Below are 17,089 nucleotides of genomic sequence, written 5' to 3'. Positions count from 1 at the left end.
CATGATCCGCTATATCATCTGGCGCATCGTGATGATGGTACCAACCCTGATCATGATCTCGATGCTGATCTTCACCATCATCGAACTCCCTCCGGGCGATTACTTCGAAAGCTATGTCGAGGAACTGCGCGCGATGGGAGAGCGGGCCGACATGCAGGAAATCGCCGACCTGAAGGCGCGATACGGTTTCGACAAACCGGCCCCTCTACGCTACATCAACTGGGTGACGAATTTCGTCCAAGGCGACTTCGGTTATTCGTTCGAATACCGAATACCGGTTTCTGCTGTCATTGGAGACCGGGTCTGGCTGACAATCCTCGTATCCGTCGTAACCATCATCGCAACCTGGCTGATTGCATTCCCGATCGGGATTTATTCTGCCACCCATAAATACAGCTGGGGCGACTACGGGCTGACCCTTCTTGGCCTGATCGGCATCGCGGTGCCTAATTTCATCCTGGCGCTGGTCATGATGTATTTCGCCAACATCTGGTTTGGCATTTCGATCGGCCATCTGGTCGAACCCAGTCTGCTTAACCAGCCGATGAGCTGGATGAAGTTCAAATCGATTCTCGAACACCTCTGGATACCGGTCATCATTATCGGCACGGCCGGCACAGCCGGCATGGTCCGACGAGTTCGCGCCAATCTGCTCGACGAACTGCACAAGCAATACGTGATGACAGCGCGGGCGAAGGGGCTCCATCCCTTCCGCACGCTGATCAAATACCCCTTGCGCATGTCGCTCAACTTTTTCATCTCCGACATCGGTTCGATCCTGCCCTCGATCATTTCAGGCGCGGAGATCACGGCCGTCGTGCTGTCGCTCGAAACCACGGGACCAATGCTGATCCGTGCGCTGCAGAACCAGGACATGTATCTCGCCGGCTCGTTTCTGATGTTCCTCGCGATCCTGACGGTGATTGGCGTTCTTGTTTCCGACATTGCGCTGGCATTTCTCGACCCGCGCATTCGGCTTCACGGAGGGCGCGTAAAATGACGGCGCCTGAGCATTTCGTATCCACCGAGCCTTTCGACCCCAATCTGATCGAAGCCGACCGGGATCTGGTCAGCGGCCAAGCCTCGCAGTTGAAGCTAATCTGGTGGCAATTTCGCCGACATCGGCTGGCGCTCCTATCCGGCGTCCTGCTGCTTGCCGCCTATCTGCTGATCATGGTCGTCGAGTTCGTCGCCCCCTATGACGTCCGGACCCGCGACGTCGATAACATCTACGCGCCGCCCCAACAGGTGCGGTTGTTTCACGAGGGATCCTTTGTCGGCCCGTTTGTCTATGGACGAACCATGGCGCTCGACATGACGACCTTGAAGCGCGTCTACAGTGACGACACCAAGGACCTGGAGCCGCTGCGCTTCTTCTGTCATGGCGACAGCTATCGTTTCTGGAACTTGATCGAGGGTGATCTGCACCTGTTTTGCCCGGCGAAGGACGGTCAGGTGTTCCTGCTCGGAACGGATCGTCTCGGCCGAGATGTGTTCTCCCGCATTCTCTACGGCGCCCGTATTTCGCTGACCATCGGACTGCTCGGCGTCACGACGAGCTTCATCTTGGGTATCGTGATTGGCGGCCTGGCCGGCTATTGGGGCGGCTGGTTCGACATGGCAGTGCAACGCGTCATCGAGGTGCTGCAGTCCATCCCCAGCATTCCGCTGTGGCTTGCAATGGCGGCGATTATGCCCGCGGACTGGTCGCCACTTGTCGTTTACCTCGGCATCACATTCATTCTCGGACTGCTCGACTGGACCGGCCTTGCCCGGGCGGTACGCTCCAAGCTTCTGGCCCTGCGGGAAGAGGATTATGTTCTCGCAGCTCAAATGATGGGCGCGAAAAGTCCGCGCATCATCGTCCGCCATCTCATCCCCGGCTTCCTGTCCCACCTCATCGCCAGCGCGACGCTGACAATCCCGGGCATGATACTCGGGGAGACAACATTGAGCTTTCTCGGCCTCGGGCTGAGGCCGCCAATCGCAAGCTGGGGAGTGCTGCTCACCGAAGCACGCTCTGTCAATGTTATCGCCCTTTATCCTTGGTTACTTTTTCCGGCCGTTCCTGTAATCGTGATCATTCTTGCCTTCAATTTTCTAGGGGATGGCCTTAGAGATGCCGCTGACCCATACCATTAGTTGTCGCCTTTCGCATTGTACTGTCAGCAGTCCGCGAATTTTCAGGAGAACTTCCCCATGACTGGGCGTTCGCGCAAAGTACGCGTACTTATGTATAGCCACGATACGTTCGGCCTTGGACATCTGCGCCGCTGCAGGACGATCGCCCATTCGCTGGTGGAAGATTATCACGGCCTCCAGGTGCTGATCATATCCGGTGCCACCATCGCCGGCGCATTCGACTATCGCGCTCGCGTCGATTTCGTGAAGATCCCGAGCGTGATCAAGCTGCGCAACAGCGAATACACGTCCATGGACCAGCACATTGACGTGTCTGAGACGATCCAGATGCGCAAATCGATCATTTTTCACACGGCAAAGACCTTCGAGCCCGATATCTTCATCATTGATAAGGAGCCGTTGGGCCTGCGTGGGGAAGTCGAAGACACGCTGCGTTTCCTGAAGGAGCGGGGCACGACGCTGGTGCTAGGCCTGCGGGAGGTGATGGATGCGCCCCATCTGCTAGACGTCGAGTGGAAGCGCAATGACACGATGCACAAGATCGGCCAACTCTACGACCATATCTGGGTCTATGGCCCTCCCGACTTCCACGACCCTCTCGTTGGTCTCGAAGTTCCCGAAAGCGTGCGTTCGAAAATGCAGTTCGTCGGCTTCCTGCAGCGTAAGTCATCGAAAAAGATCCAGGCTGACGCCGAAGACTATCTGCTGGTGACGACGGGCGGCGGCGGCGACGGTTCTGACCTGGTCCGCGACGTGATCGCGGCCTATCAGGTCGACCCGACCCTGACGATGAAGGCCGTGATCGTGCTGGGTCCCTATATGCCCAATGAGCAACGGATGAATTTCGTGGCACAGGCGGCGGAAAATCCGCATATCGAGATCATCGAGTTCGACAGTCGGATGGAAGACCGGATCGCCGGTGCCCGGGCAGTCGTGGCCATGGGTGGCTATAATACCTATTGCGAAATTCTCTCCTTCGACAAACCGGCACTGATCGTGCCACGCACGCATCCGCGTCTCGAACAGTTGATCCGGGCCCGCCGCGCAGCCGAGCTCGATCTGGTCAGCATGCTCCCGCCGCAAGAGGCTGCCGACAGCCATCGCATGGCGGTTGCCATCAAGGCGCTCTTAGAGCGCGATCCGCCGTCGGCGAGCCCGGCTGCCCTGCATCTCGAAGGTCTGCCGACGATTTCGTGGCTGGTCGCTCAATATCTGAGCGACCGAGCCGAACTGGCTCCCAACATCGCCCAAGGCTAATCCATGCGTCGCAACCGGAAAATCACCGTTCTTCTGAAAGGCTATCCGCGTCTTTCAGAGACCTTCATCGCGCAGGAGCTTCTGGGGCTTGAGAAAGCAGGATTCGAGCTCGAACTCGTGTCTATGCGGCGTCCCACGGACAAAAAGCGTCATCCGGTCAATGACGAGATCCGCGCACCCGTCCACTATCTTCCAGAATATCTACACGAGGAACCAGCGCGCGTACTGAAGGCGTTATGGGCTGTCCGGTCGAACCCCGGCCTGCGCGATGCCCTCAAACAATTCTGGCGCGACCTGAAGCGGGATTTCACCCGCAACCGCTTCCGCCGATTTGGTCAGGCTGCGGTGCTGGCCGCGGAATGGCCGCAGGGCTCGGAATGGCTGCATGTCCATTTTATTCATACGCCCGCATCGGTTGCAAGCTATGCAAGCCAGATCAGCGGCATTCCGTGGACCGTGTCGGCGCATGCCAAGGACATCTGGACCTCAGCGGACTGGGATCTGTCAGAAAAGCTGCAAAGGGCTGATTGGGTCGTGACCTGCACCGGCGTCGGCTTTGACAAGCTGAACAGCCTCGCGAACGGTCGCGGCAACGTGAACCTCAGCTATCACGGGCTCGATCTCGAGCGCTTTCCGAAATTCGAGGGTGAGCGCCCTGCCCGCGACGGCCTGGACGCAGCGGACCCGGTTCGGATTCTGAGCGTCGGACGCGCGGTCAAGAAGAAGGGCTATGACACCATCCTCGAAGCCTTGGCAAGGTTTCCCTCTTCGATCCACTGGCGCTTCACGCATATCGGCGGGGGCGATGAACTCCCAGCACTGAAGGCACTCGCGGATCATCTCGGCATCGCCGACCGGATCACCTGGAAGGGCTCGATGAGCCAGCAGGACGTGCTGACGCACTACCGCGAAAGCGATCTGTTCACCCTCGCCTGCCGGATTACGGCCGATGGAGACAGAGATGGCCTGCCAAACGTACTTGTGGAAGCCGCAAGCCAGGCGGTGATGTCGGTAACAACCACGGTGTCTGCCATTTCCGAACTCTTTCATGATCGGGAAAACGCGCTTCTCGTCGAAACCGACAATTCTGAAAAGCTGTCGGCAGCGCTCCAGGTGGCGATTTCTGACCCGATCCTGCGCGAGACGCTTGGAACTGCAGCTGAAGCCCGTGTGCGGCGTGACTTCGATTATCACAACAGCATCCATGATCTCGACAGGCTCTTTCACGAATCCTGGGCAAAGCGAGAGATGGCATGACCATCAATGGCGGTATGCCAGAAGGCTCGGCGGGCCGGGTCTTCTTCTATGTCCAGCATCTGCTCGGCATCGGCCATTTGGCTCGTGCAAGCCGGATCGCCGGCGCGTTAAAGGACTCCGGATTTGAGGTGACGCTCGTTACGGGTGGTTCGCCGGTTGAGGGTTTTCCGGGGCCGGGCATCTCGCACGTCGCCCTGCCGGCAATCGTCGCCTCCAATAGCGGATTTTCATCTCTCGCCGATTTGGAGGGTAATCCGGTTGATGAGCGGTTCGAGCGCGACAGAACGAGGCGTCTGCTTGAAGCCTATCGGCAGGTGCGGCCAGATGTAGTGATCGTCGAGGCCTTTCCATTTGGCCGCCGGCAGGTTCGTTTCGAGCTTCTTCCGCTGATTGATGCCATTGAGAAGACGGAGCCGCGACCGCTGCTGTTCACCTCGATCCGTGACATCCTGCAGCAGAATCGCAAGCCTGGCCGAGACCGTGAGACGACAGATCTCGTGCGGGCGCATTTCGATGGCGTACTTATCCACGGCGATCCGTCCTTCGTGCGGCTCGAGGATACGTTTTCACTTGCTTCGGAGATCGCCGATCGGGTTCACTACACCGGACTGATCGCAGCCCCACTGCCCGAGCCTTCGCCGGAGCGCTTCGACACGGTGATCTCCGCCGGCGGGGGCGCTGTCGGTGCCGAATTGATCACCGCCGCACTCGATGCACGCGAGATTCTCGGCGACACGTCCGCATGGTGCCTGATCACCGGTCCGAACTTGCCGAAAGCCGACTTTGACCGGTTTGCCGCGCGCGCTTCCGATGGCGTGAGCCTGTACCGTTTTCGCCCGGACTTTCCAAACCTCCTGCCCAACGCCACGCTCTCGATCTCACAGGCCGGCTACAACACCGTATGCGATCTACTGCGGGCGAACTGCCGGGCGCTCCTTGTGCCATTCGCGGCCGGTGGCGAGACCGAACAGAGCGTCAGGGCCGAGAAGCTGGCAACACTCGGCCTTGCGAGGATCGTGCGCGAGGAGGGTTTGACAGGCCACAGCATGGCCAGCGCCATCACGGCCACGCGCGCCCTGACACTTCCGCAGCAACTTCCCGTTTCGCTGAACGGTGCGGCCGACACCGCCCGCTTCATACAGGAACAACTGACACGCAAAACAGCGTCGACTTGACCAAAGGCAGTTGGCAGGTCGTCCGACGATATGATGAACATGCGCTCGCTTGTCGAGAAGAGCACCGACGCGGATTTGTTGCGTGAGGTGATCGGTTTTGCGGCCGAACGGCTGATGGAACTGGAGGTCGGCAGTGCGACCGGTGGTGGCTACGGCGAGAAGAACCCGATGCGGCTCACCCAACGCAATGGTAAGCGCGCCCGGGACTGGGAGATACGCGCCGGAACGGTCGAGCTTCGCATCCCAAAGCTGAGCAGGGGCAGCTATTTCCTGATGGCCTGCGTTATCGTCCAGCCGATGGATTATCCCGATAATCTCTTTTAGCGCCGGCGGTTCTTGTCTGAAACATCAATTTCAAGATCGCCTTGAATGCTTGCATCATTGTTCGACTGAGCCGATAAGCATACGATCCCTTGACACTTAGCCAGCACAATGCCCCCGTCTTATCGCAAGTCGAAGCTCATCCGTCGTTCACGCCTGTTCCGCGTATCGTTCAAGCTGTGGAAGCCGCGTATGGTCTTTTGGTCTGGAGCGCTCGCGATTGGCGTGACAAGCCTCGCGTTCGCATGGATTGCTGACATGGCCCAGCAAGCGTTTGCGGGGATAACGTCATCGGGTAGTTGGATGCATCTCCTGCCACTCATTCTCACGCCGCTCGGCTTTATCCTGTCGGCGTGGCTTGCGATCACACTCTTCCCGAACTCTCAGGGGAGCGGTATTCCACAGGCTATCGGGGCAAGGCGCCCTGCATGACGAGGCGGACCGCTCGGCTCTCCTGTCGCTTCGTATTGCGGTTAGCAAGATCGTGCTGACGGTGCTTAGCCATTTCTGTGGTGCGTCCATCGGACGGGAAGGCCCTACAGTACAGGTAGGCGCCTCGTTCATGCTGGCTGCAGCCCGCTTCGGAGGACTGGCGCAGGCCCGGAGGTCTCATTCTGGCCGGCTCTGCTGCAGGCATCGCGGCAGCCTTCAACACGCCGCTTGCGGGCATCGTCTTTGCGATCGAGGAGATGAGCCGGATACGAGTCACGAGCCAACGGTATCGTACTGACGGCCGTTATCCTGTCAGGCCTTGCGGCGCTCGGTCTGTCCGGCAGCTACAACTATTTCGGGACGGCGACGGCGGCGCCTGTGAATTTGATGGATTGGGTGCTTGTACCAATCTGCGGTATCGGCGGCGGCATGCTTGGTGCCGCGTTCAGCGGGTTCGCACTATACTCGGGCATCCGCATTCGCAGATGGGCTCAGCTAGCGCCGCTCAAGCGCATGGTTCTGCTCGCAGGTCTGTGCGGGCTTGGTGTCGCCATCATGGGCATTGTGTCCGGCGGTGATACCTTCGGAACAAGCTACGAGCAGGCGCGGGACGCGATTGAAGGTCATCCCACGCAATCGCTGTTCTTTGCTCAGAAACTGCTGGCAAGTTTTCTGTCGATGATGTCGGGAATTCCCGGTGGTATCTTTGCGCCATCACTGGCTGTCGGCGCGGGGTTCGGCAGCACAGTTGGCTCTCTTTTCGGAACCAGTATCGCGCTTGCAGCCATTCTCGGGATGGCCGGCTACTTTGCCGGGGTCGTCCAGGCCCAATGACAGCCTCCGTCATCATTTTGGAAATGACCGGCGATCACCAGGGCGCTATCCCAATCATGACGGTTTCGATGCTTGGATATGTCACCTCGCGTGTCTTGTCGCGGGAGCCGCTCTATCACGGTCTGTCACGCAACTTCACCGCTGCGGCGTGCGTGCCAAGCGCACCAAGGAGCATGGGTAGCTCATCAGGTGAGCGAAAGGCAGGGGCGCGATCAGAGCGACAGTCTATAACGATATCGACTCGGCCTGATCCAGTCCATCACTGCCGTTTAGAGATTTTTGATATCGCATGTTGGTAGAGCCTTGCTTCTGTCGATCATCTTCCAATGCCGCACGCCTTGAACAGTGACGAACCGGCCACCCGCTAATTCACGGTCTACGGTCTCAAAGAGCTTTAAGTTACAGTGGGTTACTAAAGCACGTATTTATACTGAATCAATGGATTTTCTCGTTAAGCCCTTCTGGGCCGAAACCTGAAGGCATCAACGAAGGCAGAGAATGCCGGGGAATGATTTCGACGGTTCGGGTAGTAAAGATGGTAGCCCTGGAAGGTGGGACACCAGGCCTTGAGAACTTCATGAAGCTGTCCATCATTGACATGTTGGCTAACAAGATCGGTCGGAGCGTAGGCAAGCCCCATTCCGTCGAGAGCCGCGTCGATCGCTGAGCCGATATTACTGTACACAAGCTGGCCATCGACGCGGACGCTGAACTCCCGCCCGTCTTCCTGGAATTCCCAGGCGTAAAGGCCACCAGATGTGGGAAGGCGCAGGTTGACGCAATTGTGCTCTGTGAGGCCCTGCGGCTTTTCCGGAGCCGGATATCGCTCGAAATATTCAGGCGATCCGACGACGGAGTAGCTGACATCAGGACCAATACGAACAGCGACCATATCGCGGGCGATCGCCTCGCCCAGCCGCACTCCTGCGTCGAACTGCCGTTCGACGATGTTGGTGAACCCATTGTCGACGATAAGTTCGACCTTAATATCCGCGTATTCGCGTAGGAACGGCTTCAGCCGATCCCTGAACACCAGTTCAATGGCATCGTCGGGACAAACGATCCGGATGTGTCCGGACGGCTTGTCGCCGAGAGCCTTCAACGCTTCGATTTCGGCACTAATCCCCTCGAAATGATGCTCGATACTCTGCACCAGTCGCTGGCCCATGGCCGTCGGCGCGACATCGCGGGTCGTGCGTGCCAGAAGCCGCATACCGAGCCGCTCTTCGAGTGTACGGATCGTATGACTGAGCGCAGATCGCGTCACCCCAAGTTTTACGGCCGCGCGTGTAAAACTGCGTTCTCGCGCAACTTCGAGAAAAGCCCGGATCTCGGTAAATTCGTCCCGACGCATTGTTGAATCTCCCTCACTATAACATGCAGTTTATGCCGCCTAGTGGCACGACTTCAACACCGTTATCTATGCGTTCAACGAGAGTGAGTAAGACATGACTGAACTGATCGTGGGTGATGACTTTGAGGGTCGACAGCAGACAACGCCCTGGAGCGCCGTTACCTGCCTGTCGCTCCTGACATTCCTTCTGGTGGGCCTTGAGTTCATGCCTGTCAGCCTTCTGACGCCGATTGCGCAGGACTTGTCGATCACCGAGGGACAGGCAGGATTGGCGATTGCCGTCTCGGGTTTCTTTGCGGTCGTGACCAGTCTGTTCGGAAACAGGATGTTAGTCCGATTGGACCGAAAAGCGGTCGTGCTGCTCTACACCTCCGTTCTGACCGTCTCCAGCCTCACGGTGGCACTTGCCCCAAGCTACTTTGTCTTCCTGATCGGCCGGGCCATGGTTGGTATGGCGATCGGCGGATTCTGGTCGCTTTCAACCGCCATTCTCGCGCGCCTTGCATCCGGCGCGGATCTTCCCAAAGCAATAGCGCTGCTTCAGGGCGGAACGGCCATGGCAATCGTGGCTGCCGCGCCCTTGGGCAGTTTCCTGGGCGGTCTCATTGGGTGGCGCAATACGTTTCTCGTTACCGTTCCTATCGGCCTCGCGGCGCTGACATGGCAGATGGCTGTCCTGCCGAACATGCCTCCTGCCAAAGCTGTGTCCGGCGGAACAATGTTCGGATTACTGCGCAACCGCACCTTCGCAATCGGCATGGCGGCGACGGCGTTGACGTTCATCGGCATGAACTCGCTGTCGATCTACCTGAGGCCGTTCCTCGAGCATGTGACCCGGCTCGATATCAACACGCTGTCCATGGTGCTGCTTGGCCTGGGTGCTGGCGGATTGGCGGGATTGTTTGCGATCGGCTTCGTGCTCCGCCGACATCTTGGTCTCGCACTCGTCGGCATGCCCGGCATGCTTGCCGTCATTGCGCTACTCCTGATCGCAGCCGGCCCATTCCCTTGGTTGACGGCAGCCCTGCTTGTTCTCTGGGGTGTTGTATCGACACCCGTGCCTGTCGCGTGGAACACGTGGATGACAAAAATCATCCCGGACGAACTTGAAGCAGGCGGTGGCCTGCAGGTCGCGCTGATACAGCTTGCCATAGCTGGAGGCGCATCGGCAGGCGGTATCCTCTTCGACACCCTCGGATGGTGGAGCGCCTTTGTGCTTTCCACCGTCCTGCTCGTCGGCTCGGCAGCTCTGGCCGCTCTTGCCCGGCCGCGCAGCTAAACAACTAAATTCAGCAACTGGAGACCATCATGTCACAGGGAATCGAAAACAAGGTCGTTGTCATCACCGGAGCCAGCAGTGGTCTCGGCGAAGCAACGGCCCGGCATTTGGCAGAGCGCGGCGCGACTGTTGTCATCGGCGCGCGACGCCTTGACCGCATTGAGGCTCTGGCTGCGGAATTGACGGCGAAGGGCTGCAAGGTCGTCGCGGTAGAGACTGACGTGACCCAGCGGGATCAGGTCAGAAACCTGGTCGACATCTCTGTCGAACGGTTCGGACGGATTGACGTCATGCTGAACAATGCAGGTCTCATGCCGCTTGCTCCGCTTGAACGTCTCAAGGTCGACGAGTGGGACCGCATGATAGACGTCAATATCAAGGGCGTGCTCTACGGTATCGCCGCCGCACTGCCTCACATGAAGGCGCAAAAGTCCGGGCACATCATCAACGTATCCTCGGTTTATGGCCATGTCGTCGATCCGGGTGCAACTGTTTACTGCGCCACAAAGCACGCCGTCCGAGCGTTATCCGAAGGGCTCCGCAAAGAGGTGAAGCCCTACAATATCCGGACGACGATCATCTCGCCCGGCGCGGTCAGCACCGAGCTCCTCGATCATATCAGCGAAAAAGATATACAGGCAGGCACCAGAGAGTTCGTCAGCAAGATCGCAATCGGGCCTGGCACCTTCGCCCGCAGCGTCGCGTTCGCGATCAGCGAACCTAATGACGTAGACATCAACGAAATCCTCTTCCGTCCCACAGCGCAATCGGTCTGACGGAACCGCCATGTCTCGTTCGATCAACCGACGACAAGTTTTAGGTACCGCGCTGGCTGCTGCGGCAATTCCGCGTGTCGCCATCGCACAGCAAGGGCGTGACCCGATTGGCCAAGACCCGACCGACGTTCACATCAGGTTGACCTTCAATGGACTGGTGCTGACAGCGACGCTCTACGACAACCCGTCGGCGCGCGACCTTGCGTCGATGCTTCCGCTCGATCTGAGGATCGAGGACGACGGAGGAAACGAGAAGATCGTCCATCTGCCTCGCAAGTTGACGGAAGATGGCAGCGGCCCCTTCACCAATGAGAGCCCCGGCGACCTCTGCTACTTCAAGTCCTGGGGCAATCTTGCTCTTTTCTACGCGGACTATCGCTGGGACGGGCTGATCCGTCTTGGCCGGTTCGACAGCAGTTTCGACGCGCTGCTGATCCGCGGCGAGTATCCCGTCCGCATCGAACGGATTTAACAGATCCCCCCACCTCCTGCCACCCAACAAAGGACATCTCGATGAACAGTTTCAGGATCTTGGCTGCAGCACTGGCGCTGGCGTTCACCTCCCCGGCATTTGCAAGCGATGCAAAGTCTCCGATCATCGGCGCCTGGCGCATGACCGCACTGGAGGTCGGCGCTGCGGGCAATCTTCAGGCCATTCCCTATTCAGGCCAACTTGTGTTCACCCAAGGGGGCACCTTGTCGGTGCAGGCTATGAACCCCGATGCCAATGCCGCGGATACGCCCTACACCACGAAAGCATACGAGGCCTATTACGGCCCGGTCGAAATCGATGATACCAAAAACATATTCGCGATCACCGTGGAGTCCTCCCTCGTTCGCAACCTGATCGCTCAGAGACTGGAGCGCAAGTTCGAGGTCACGGGCGACAAGCTGGTGATTTCACCGGTCGATGCTGCGGAAGGCTGGTGCGTCAGCTACGACCGCTTCTGACCAAGCTGGATTGGCTTCCCCAAACCTTGTTCTCCTCGCTGGCAGCGTTTCAGCCGTAGGAAAAAGGTTCTGCTGGCCCGCTCTCGACGCCCACATAACGATGGGCGTCGGTTAAACCGACGTCGAGCTTGGATCGTGACCGGAAAGTCTTCAACCAATCTAAACCGGTAGTCGATGAAGCGCCGCTGGATCAATCCACGGGATGATGTGTCTACCGGGTCTAGATGCTGCTAACGGCGACAGACGAGTGCCTGCTGCACATCGTCAACATAGTCGGCTGCGACACCCTCGGCGAAGCGGCGCAGACGGCCTTCACCGCAACACGCGACTTTGATTTCGGATCGGCTTTGGTACATTCAGCGCCTTTGAACCTGTTGAAGGGGAAATCCACGACCATCGAACTTGCCTCCATCCCACCGTCGCTGCCGCTGCTCACACTGCGCATCGGCCCGCCAATCCCGTTCTTCAAATCGGGCTGACGAAGTGGGACGGATTTCTGGCTCTGACGCACTTTTGCTGCTGTGCAGCCCCTACGATGCGCCAATCAAACGCGTCTGCAGCAGATCGAGTTTCGCTCTCCCGTACATCTGGCATTTGATAAGCTTCAGTCGTGTGATCTGACCTTCTGTTTGTCCGTTCGACCATGGTGAGATGATTGCGTTTCTCACGGCATTGAGGTCTTTTTCAACGCCGCCGGCAAACGAGCCGACCAGGCTGTTCTTCGCAGCTTCAAGCCATTCATCAAGCTTTCGTGCTGTCTTGGAGCGGATCATGGATTGGAAGTCACCAATAGCCGTGCGGGCGACCATCAGCTCTGGCACGTTCACTTCGATCGCCGCCACCAGGATCGCTTCGGATTTTGCCAGGTCGTCGCGTGCGGTTGTCATCAGCCGGGCAATGACCCGCGCCGATGGCGTTCGCGCAAGCCCACTCTGGTTGGCCTTCTCCGCAAGACGTCGACGCTGAGCCCATTGCGAGACGACCCCGCTCTGTCCTGGAAAGCCCTTCGCTTTCATCTCCCGCCAGAGCGCCGATGCATTCCGCACGCCTTCGTCCCAGCGGCCGTTGAGCCACGGCAGCCAGCTATCCAGTGAGCTGGGCCGTGTTCGAAAGACATCGAGGCGCTGGCCCCTCAAAACGTCGCGGACAATCTTCCGGCTATGGCCGGTTTGCCGGACAATCTGTCGAATTGACGTTCCCTTCTTCGACAGCTCTCGGATCGCCTCGTTCGTCTCCTGGCGCCGCAGATATCCCTCGTACTGCGGTTTCTCAGCGTAGGTCAAAAGCTTGGGATCAACGACATTGCTGCCGACCGCCTGCCTGATCTGGCGCATCGACTTGCCGACTGCATCGAGAAACGCTCGGCTGGAATTCTCCATCAGGTGCCAACGATTAGCGACCTGCTCAGCATCAGGCAAGGCCTTCGCGATGGCCTCACCATAGCCGCCGCCTCGATCGCGAGCGACGATCGATATCGACGGATGCTCGGCAAGCCATGTCCGAGACGTATCCAGCGCTCGATCCGGCAACAGGGTGACAGGCCTCCGCCGCTCCAGATCGCAAATGATCGTTCCGTAGGTCTGGCCGCGCCTGAAGGCAAAATCATCAATGCCTACGACGTTGAGTTCATCGTTCTGGTCAGCAATGCGGCGACGGACCACCCGCAGCAGCGTGTCGTTGCTCACCGGAACCATCAATCGATTGGCGAAGGCCGCAGCGGGTCTGCCGCCGAGCGCCAAGCCGAGGTGGTGGACAATTGTCTCTAGCCTCTGGGTGCGCCGACCGTAACGAGCCAACACGCTGTCATCAAACTGTTCGCAGAAGATGCGCCGTCCGCATAGAACGGCATCGCACCAAAATCGCCGCGCCACGATCGTCAACTCTACTCGCCGGCCGCCAAGAGGCAGATTAGCGAGCCGGCGCAGATATCTGCTTTGAACTCTTCGGCTCTGTCTCCCGCAGGCCGGACAAGTTCCTGAGGGATAGCGCGATCGCAGCCGAACTTGGACGCGATCCCCGACAACCTTCACTTCGTCTACTACAAAGCCGGGCGGCGCGAGGCTCGTGCGCTGAAATCGATGCTGCATTGCTGATCCTCCGGTGAATCAGCAAAAGCGTCGCCCGCAACAACAGCAAATGTGAGTCAGAGCCAGCTCTCAGTGATAATTTCCCGCAATCCAGGGTCAGCTCTCAGTGCAAATCAACAGGATAAGTTTTTGACGGCCTGCGCCTCAGCGCTGGCGGCCAAAGAAGAGATTTTCTGAAATAAAATCAATCTGTTATTGTGAGGAAAACATTAGAGTGGGAATGAGGGTGTAGAGACCTCGGAATTCCTGCGCAAAACAGCCGAGCCATCAAAGCCCCATACGGCCATTGCTCCAAGCTTTTGATCTGACCGCGGTTTCAGAGATGCCACAGGGGCCTGCACGCGATCTGCATCGTTGGTCACATCGTAGCAAAAGCTGACCCAGGTCAAGGCGGTTGCATCATTTGTCGTTCATGATCTGGTTCTCCGTCAAGAGATGGAGATCGAGCGGGGAGCGGCCCGGATGAATCGGCTAGTGGAGCAAGTCGTGAGATCCATGCGCAGGAGAAGTGCCTCGGTGCTTGTCTGCGCCCTTGTGGGCAGCGTTGCCCTTTTCACCAGCATGTTCGATGCAACCGTCGCTTTCGCCGATCGGGATACGCCACAGTTTCATAGAGGGGCGTGCCAGGGAGCCTATCCCGGATGGTTGCGCGGCGTGGTGGATGGATATCATGAGCTGTCCATGCCCTCCGGGGACCCGACCGGCGTGCTTGCGAAAGTCCCGACCCCGGCAGTGCTGACCTCGGCCGACGAGCGTCTCGGCTATGGCGATGGCCTGATGGCGGGCTTCACACTCGGCATGGGTTATGGAGCGGAATTGGGAAGGGCGGCGCGGACGGCGGATTTCAACACCGAAAAGATGGGCCAGATGACCGCACAGTTTCAAACCTATGTCGCAACACACTGTGGCGATCTGGTTGCGGCTTTGGACTGGAATACGACGTTCATGAATGCCGCCGGCACCTCGACAGTCGCCAGCCTGAACGAGTCGCAGCTCGCCATGCACTTCGCGGTGAGCGCCAATCAGGAAGCGATTGCCGCCGAGGCCTCGGCGCGCCGCGCTCTGGAGGCCAAGGCAGAAGGCGATGAGCAGGCGGCCTTGAAGTTTCGAGAAGCGGCGCAGCTTGCCGCTCAACTGGCCGGGGAATTTGCTCAGATGGCGAAAAGCCATGCAGCTACGGGCCGAGAGGAGGCGGTTCAAGCCATCATCGACGCGCAGGCCGCCGCCGACAGGGCCAAGAAAGCGGCCGAGAGCACAGACGGCTAGGCGAACACGCAGACCGGGTTTTTCGAGGGAAGCCCGCACTTTCGATGCGCCAATCCTTCACTTTAGGACGCGGCGGATACCACCGTGACAGTGTGCCGCTTGCGAACACTCCATGGTTTGATATTTCAGTTTCGGTGCGTCGGATCCTCCGGCCGCCCTTACCCGCCCCGTATCGACGAGGACCGATCCCATGGCCGCCATGATCTACGGCATCAAGAATTGCGACACGATGAAGAAGGCCTTGGCGTGGCTGGACGATCATGGCGTCGCCTATACGTTTCATGACTACAAGGCGTCGGGCATCGACCGTTCGCATCTGGAAACCTGGACCGCCAGGGCCGGATGGGAAACGGTGCTGAACCGCGCCGGCACGACCTTCAAGAAACTGCCCGATGAGGCGAAGGCCGATCTCGACCAATCCAAAGCGATCGACCTCATGCTCGCCCAGCCGTCGATGATCAAGCGTCCGGTGCTGGAGGCCGATGGCAAGCTGCTGATCGGCTTCAAGCCGGAGACCTATTCCGCCGAGTTCGGGGCGTAACGATGTCGAAGACCACGCGTGCCACGCAAGCTCTCACCAAAGCCGGCCTTGCCTTCACCGTCCATACCTATGACTACGATCCCAATGCCGAGCGTATCGGCATGCAGGCAGCGGAATCGCTCGGCGAAGATCCGGCCCGCGTGCTGAAGACGCTGATGGCCGAACTCGACGGCAAGCCGGTCTGCGTCGTCCTGCCCTCCGACAAGGAGGTCAGCATGAAGAAGCTGGCGGCGGCGTTCGGCGGCAAGTCGGCGGCGATGATGAAACCGGCGCTGGCCGAGAAGCTGACCGGCTTCGTGGTGGGCGGCATCAGCCCGTTCGGTCAGAAGAAACAGGTGCCCACAACTATCGAAATTGCTGCCGTCGACCAGCCCTATGTCTACATGAACGGCGGGCAGCGCGGCCTGCAGGTCCGGCTTGATCCGAAGGACGCGCTAAAGGCTCTGAACGCCATCGCGGCAGCAATCACAGCCTGAGCGGTCGCATCAGTTCCAGCTCGCCGCCCATGTGCGCAACTCGCGGCGGGCGGGTTCCGGCCAGGTCTTGGCGGACGGACGCACGACGATCTTGCGGCCGTAAGGCTTCCAGGCGAGATAGACCTGCTGCTCGACCGGGTCGACCACCAACAGCGCGGCATTGTCGGGGCAATCGGCCTTGAGGCAGGCCGAGCCGGAAATCAGGTCGCCCAGCCGCTCGGCGCTGCCGATCCCGGTAACGAAATCGAAGAATTCCGCCTTGTCCGGACCAAGCAGCCGATCGACTTTCGCGGCCGGTTCGTCATAGCCCAGAATGTCAGCGGGATGGCTGATCTCGTCGCGGCCAAGCGCCTCCCAGCCCTTGGCCGCGTCGGGCGTAAACGCCGCCGCCGAGAGCTCTGAAAAGCCATCCTGCGGTGTCCAGGACCAGCGCCTGCTGTCTTGCCCGGGAACCGCCGGCTCGGCATAGACGAGCTGCTGGTCTTCCACTTCGGGCGTGATCGGCGAACAGGTGTCGAGCGGGCCATCGAGCCGCACGGCCTCGCCCGGGGCAAGAACCAAGACAAAGGGTGCGCCTTCGCAGGCATTGCCGCCGGCAGAGGAAATGCCGAGTGCCACGGACACGCCGGCGACCTCGGTCATTTCAACGGAAATATAGGTATCGGTCAGAACCGGCTCGCCGTCCACAGTCAGCGATTGCCCCTCGTCGGTCTCGATGACAGCCAGGTCATGGCCTTCAACGGACATCTCGAACTCGGCGGCACCGGCATGGCACGGGGCCAAGAGCAGGGACATCAGCAACAGGGTCATCGAAAGATCGAAACGCGGCACGGCACCAGCAATTCGGCTGGACATTTCGAGGAATGGCATTTCTGGTCCTTCGATCTTCATTTTCGCCGCAAAGCGGCTTAAGGCTACGGGCAACATAATCAAGACAATGG

General features: G+C 59.1%; 16 protein-coding genes and 2 pseudogenes. 15 read left to right on the top strand and 3 right to left on the bottom strand.

Features of this window, described 5'->3' with window-relative positions:
* Position 1: 1 nt before the first annotated feature.
* From HFC70_RS14340 to HFC70_RS14310, 7 genes and pseudogenes are all read left to right on the top strand, one after another.
* A complete protein-coding gene (locus tag HFC70_RS14340) occupies positions 2–1,000 on the top strand; it encodes an ABC transporter permease (protein WP_168473936.1) in 999 nt (332 codons plus the stop codon).
* The gene (locus tag HFC70_RS14335) at positions 997–2,142 is read left to right on the top strand and encodes an ABC transporter permease (protein ID WP_168473935.1); all 1,146 of its coding nucleotides are present in this window, start codon (positions 997–999) and stop codon (positions 2,140–2,142) included. The genes HFC70_RS14340 and HFC70_RS14335 overlap by 4 nt, the downstream gene beginning before the upstream one ends.
* 57 nt (positions 2,143–2,199) lie before the next feature.
* A complete protein-coding gene (locus tag HFC70_RS14330) occupies positions 2,200–3,399 on the top strand; it encodes a glycosyltransferase family protein (RefSeq protein ID WP_168473934.1) in 1,200 nt (399 codons plus the stop codon).
* Between the two features lie 3 nt (positions 3,400–3,402).
* On the top strand, positions 3,403–4,656 hold the full coding sequence (locus tag HFC70_RS14325; RefSeq protein WP_168473933.1) for a glycosyltransferase: 1,254 nt from the start codon (positions 3,403–3,405) through the stop codon (positions 4,654–4,656).
* Positions 4,653–5,831 (top strand): glycosyltransferase family protein, encoded by a 1,179-nt coding sequence (locus HFC70_RS14320; RefSeq protein ID WP_246735791.1) that lies wholly within the window; start codon positions 4,653–4,655, stop codon positions 5,829–5,831. The genes HFC70_RS14325 and HFC70_RS14320 overlap by 4 nt, the downstream gene beginning before the upstream one ends.
* A 30-nt stretch (positions 5,832–5,861) precedes the next feature.
* Positions 5,862–6,101, top strand: a pseudogene (locus tag HFC70_RS14315) (transposase); the annotation flags it as partial.
* A 162-nt stretch (positions 6,102–6,263) separates the two neighbouring features.
* Positions 6,264–7,567, top strand: a pseudogene (locus tag HFC70_RS14310) (chloride channel protein); the annotation flags it as partial.
* Positions 7,568–7,869: 302 nt separating this feature from the next.
* Here the strand turns inward: HFC70_RS14310 and HFC70_RS14305 are convergent.
* Positions 7,870–8,772, bottom strand: a complete 903-nt coding sequence (locus HFC70_RS14305; protein ID WP_168473932.1) for a LysR family transcriptional regulator — start codon at positions 8,770–8,772, stop codon at positions 7,870–7,872.
* Between the two features lie 94 nt (positions 8,773–8,866).
* Between HFC70_RS14305 and HFC70_RS14300 the strand changes: the two genes are divergently transcribed.
* The 5 genes from HFC70_RS14300 (at position 8,867) to HFC70_RS27005 (ending at position 12,257) form a co-directional block, all read left to right on the top strand.
* Positions 8,867–10,051, top strand: coding sequence for an MFS transporter (locus HFC70_RS14300; RefSeq protein ID WP_168473931.1), 1,185 nt, complete (start codon positions 8,867–8,869; stop codon positions 10,049–10,051).
* Positions 10,052–10,080: 29 nt separating this feature from the next.
* Positions 10,081–10,827, top strand: coding sequence for an SDR family oxidoreductase (locus HFC70_RS14295; protein ID WP_168473930.1), 747 nt, complete (start codon positions 10,081–10,083; stop codon positions 10,825–10,827).
* Positions 10,828–10,837: 10 nt separating this feature from the next.
* Complete coding sequence (locus HFC70_RS14290) at positions 10,838–11,299, top strand: cyclophilin-like fold protein (RefSeq protein WP_168473929.1); 462 nt, start codon at positions 10,838–10,840, stop codon at positions 11,297–11,299.
* A gap of 41 nt (positions 11,300–11,340) precedes the next feature.
* Entirely contained in the window at positions 11,341–11,778 is a 438-nt protein-coding gene (locus HFC70_RS14285) for a lipocalin-like domain-containing protein (protein ID WP_168473928.1), read from the top strand.
* A 224-nt stretch (positions 11,779–12,002) separates the two neighbouring features.
* Complete coding sequence (locus tag HFC70_RS27005) at positions 12,003–12,257, top strand: hypothetical protein (protein ID WP_246735790.1); 255 nt, start codon at positions 12,003–12,005, stop codon at positions 12,255–12,257.
* A gap of 51 nt (positions 12,258–12,308) precedes the next feature.
* On the opposite strand, the gene HFC70_RS14275 is transcribed toward HFC70_RS27005, so the two are convergent.
* The gene (locus HFC70_RS14275) at positions 12,309–13,865 is read right to left on the bottom strand and encodes an ISL3 family transposase (RefSeq protein WP_168473927.1); all 1,557 of its coding nucleotides are present in this window, start codon (positions 13,863–13,865) and stop codon (positions 12,309–12,311) included.
* 435 nt (positions 13,866–14,300) lie between these two features.
* Here HFC70_RS14275 and HFC70_RS14270 point away from each other — a divergent pair, with 435 nt between their 5' ends.
* The 3 genes from HFC70_RS14270 to ybaK all read left to right on the top strand — a co-directional run bounded on the left by HFC70_RS14270 (position 14,301) and on the right by ybaK (position 16,148).
* Positions 14,301–15,131, top strand: coding sequence for a hypothetical protein (locus HFC70_RS14270; RefSeq protein WP_168473926.1), 831 nt, complete (start codon positions 14,301–14,303; stop codon positions 15,129–15,131).
* A 190-nt stretch (positions 15,132–15,321) separates the two neighbouring features.
* Positions 15,322–15,672 carry an ArsC family reductase gene (locus HFC70_RS14265; protein ID WP_168473925.1) on the top strand — a complete coding sequence of 117 codons (351 nt, stop codon included), beginning with the start codon at positions 15,322–15,324 and terminating at the stop codon, positions 15,670–15,672.
* Positions 15,673–15,674: 2 nt separating this feature from the next.
* On the top strand, positions 15,675–16,148 hold the full coding sequence (gene ybaK, locus HFC70_RS14260; RefSeq protein WP_168473924.1) for a Cys-tRNA(Pro) deacylase: 474 nt from the start codon (positions 15,675–15,677) through the stop codon (positions 16,146–16,148).
* A 9-nt stretch (positions 16,149–16,157) separates the two neighbouring features.
* On the opposite strand, the gene HFC70_RS14255 is transcribed toward ybaK, so the two are convergent.
* Positions 16,158–17,018, bottom strand: coding sequence for a hypothetical protein (locus HFC70_RS14255; protein ID WP_168473923.1), 861 nt, complete (start codon positions 17,016–17,018; stop codon positions 16,158–16,160).
* Positions 17,019–17,089 lie beyond the last annotated feature (71 nt).

This window comes from Agrobacterium sp. a22-2 (assembly GCF_012276985.1).
In the GTDB taxonomy this organism is placed as follows: Bacteria; Pseudomonadota; Alphaproteobacteria; order Rhizobiales; family Rhizobiaceae; genus Allorhizobium.
The sequence above is the reverse complement of the archived record's forward strand: the minus strand, read 5'-3'. Positions and strand labels throughout refer to the sequence as shown.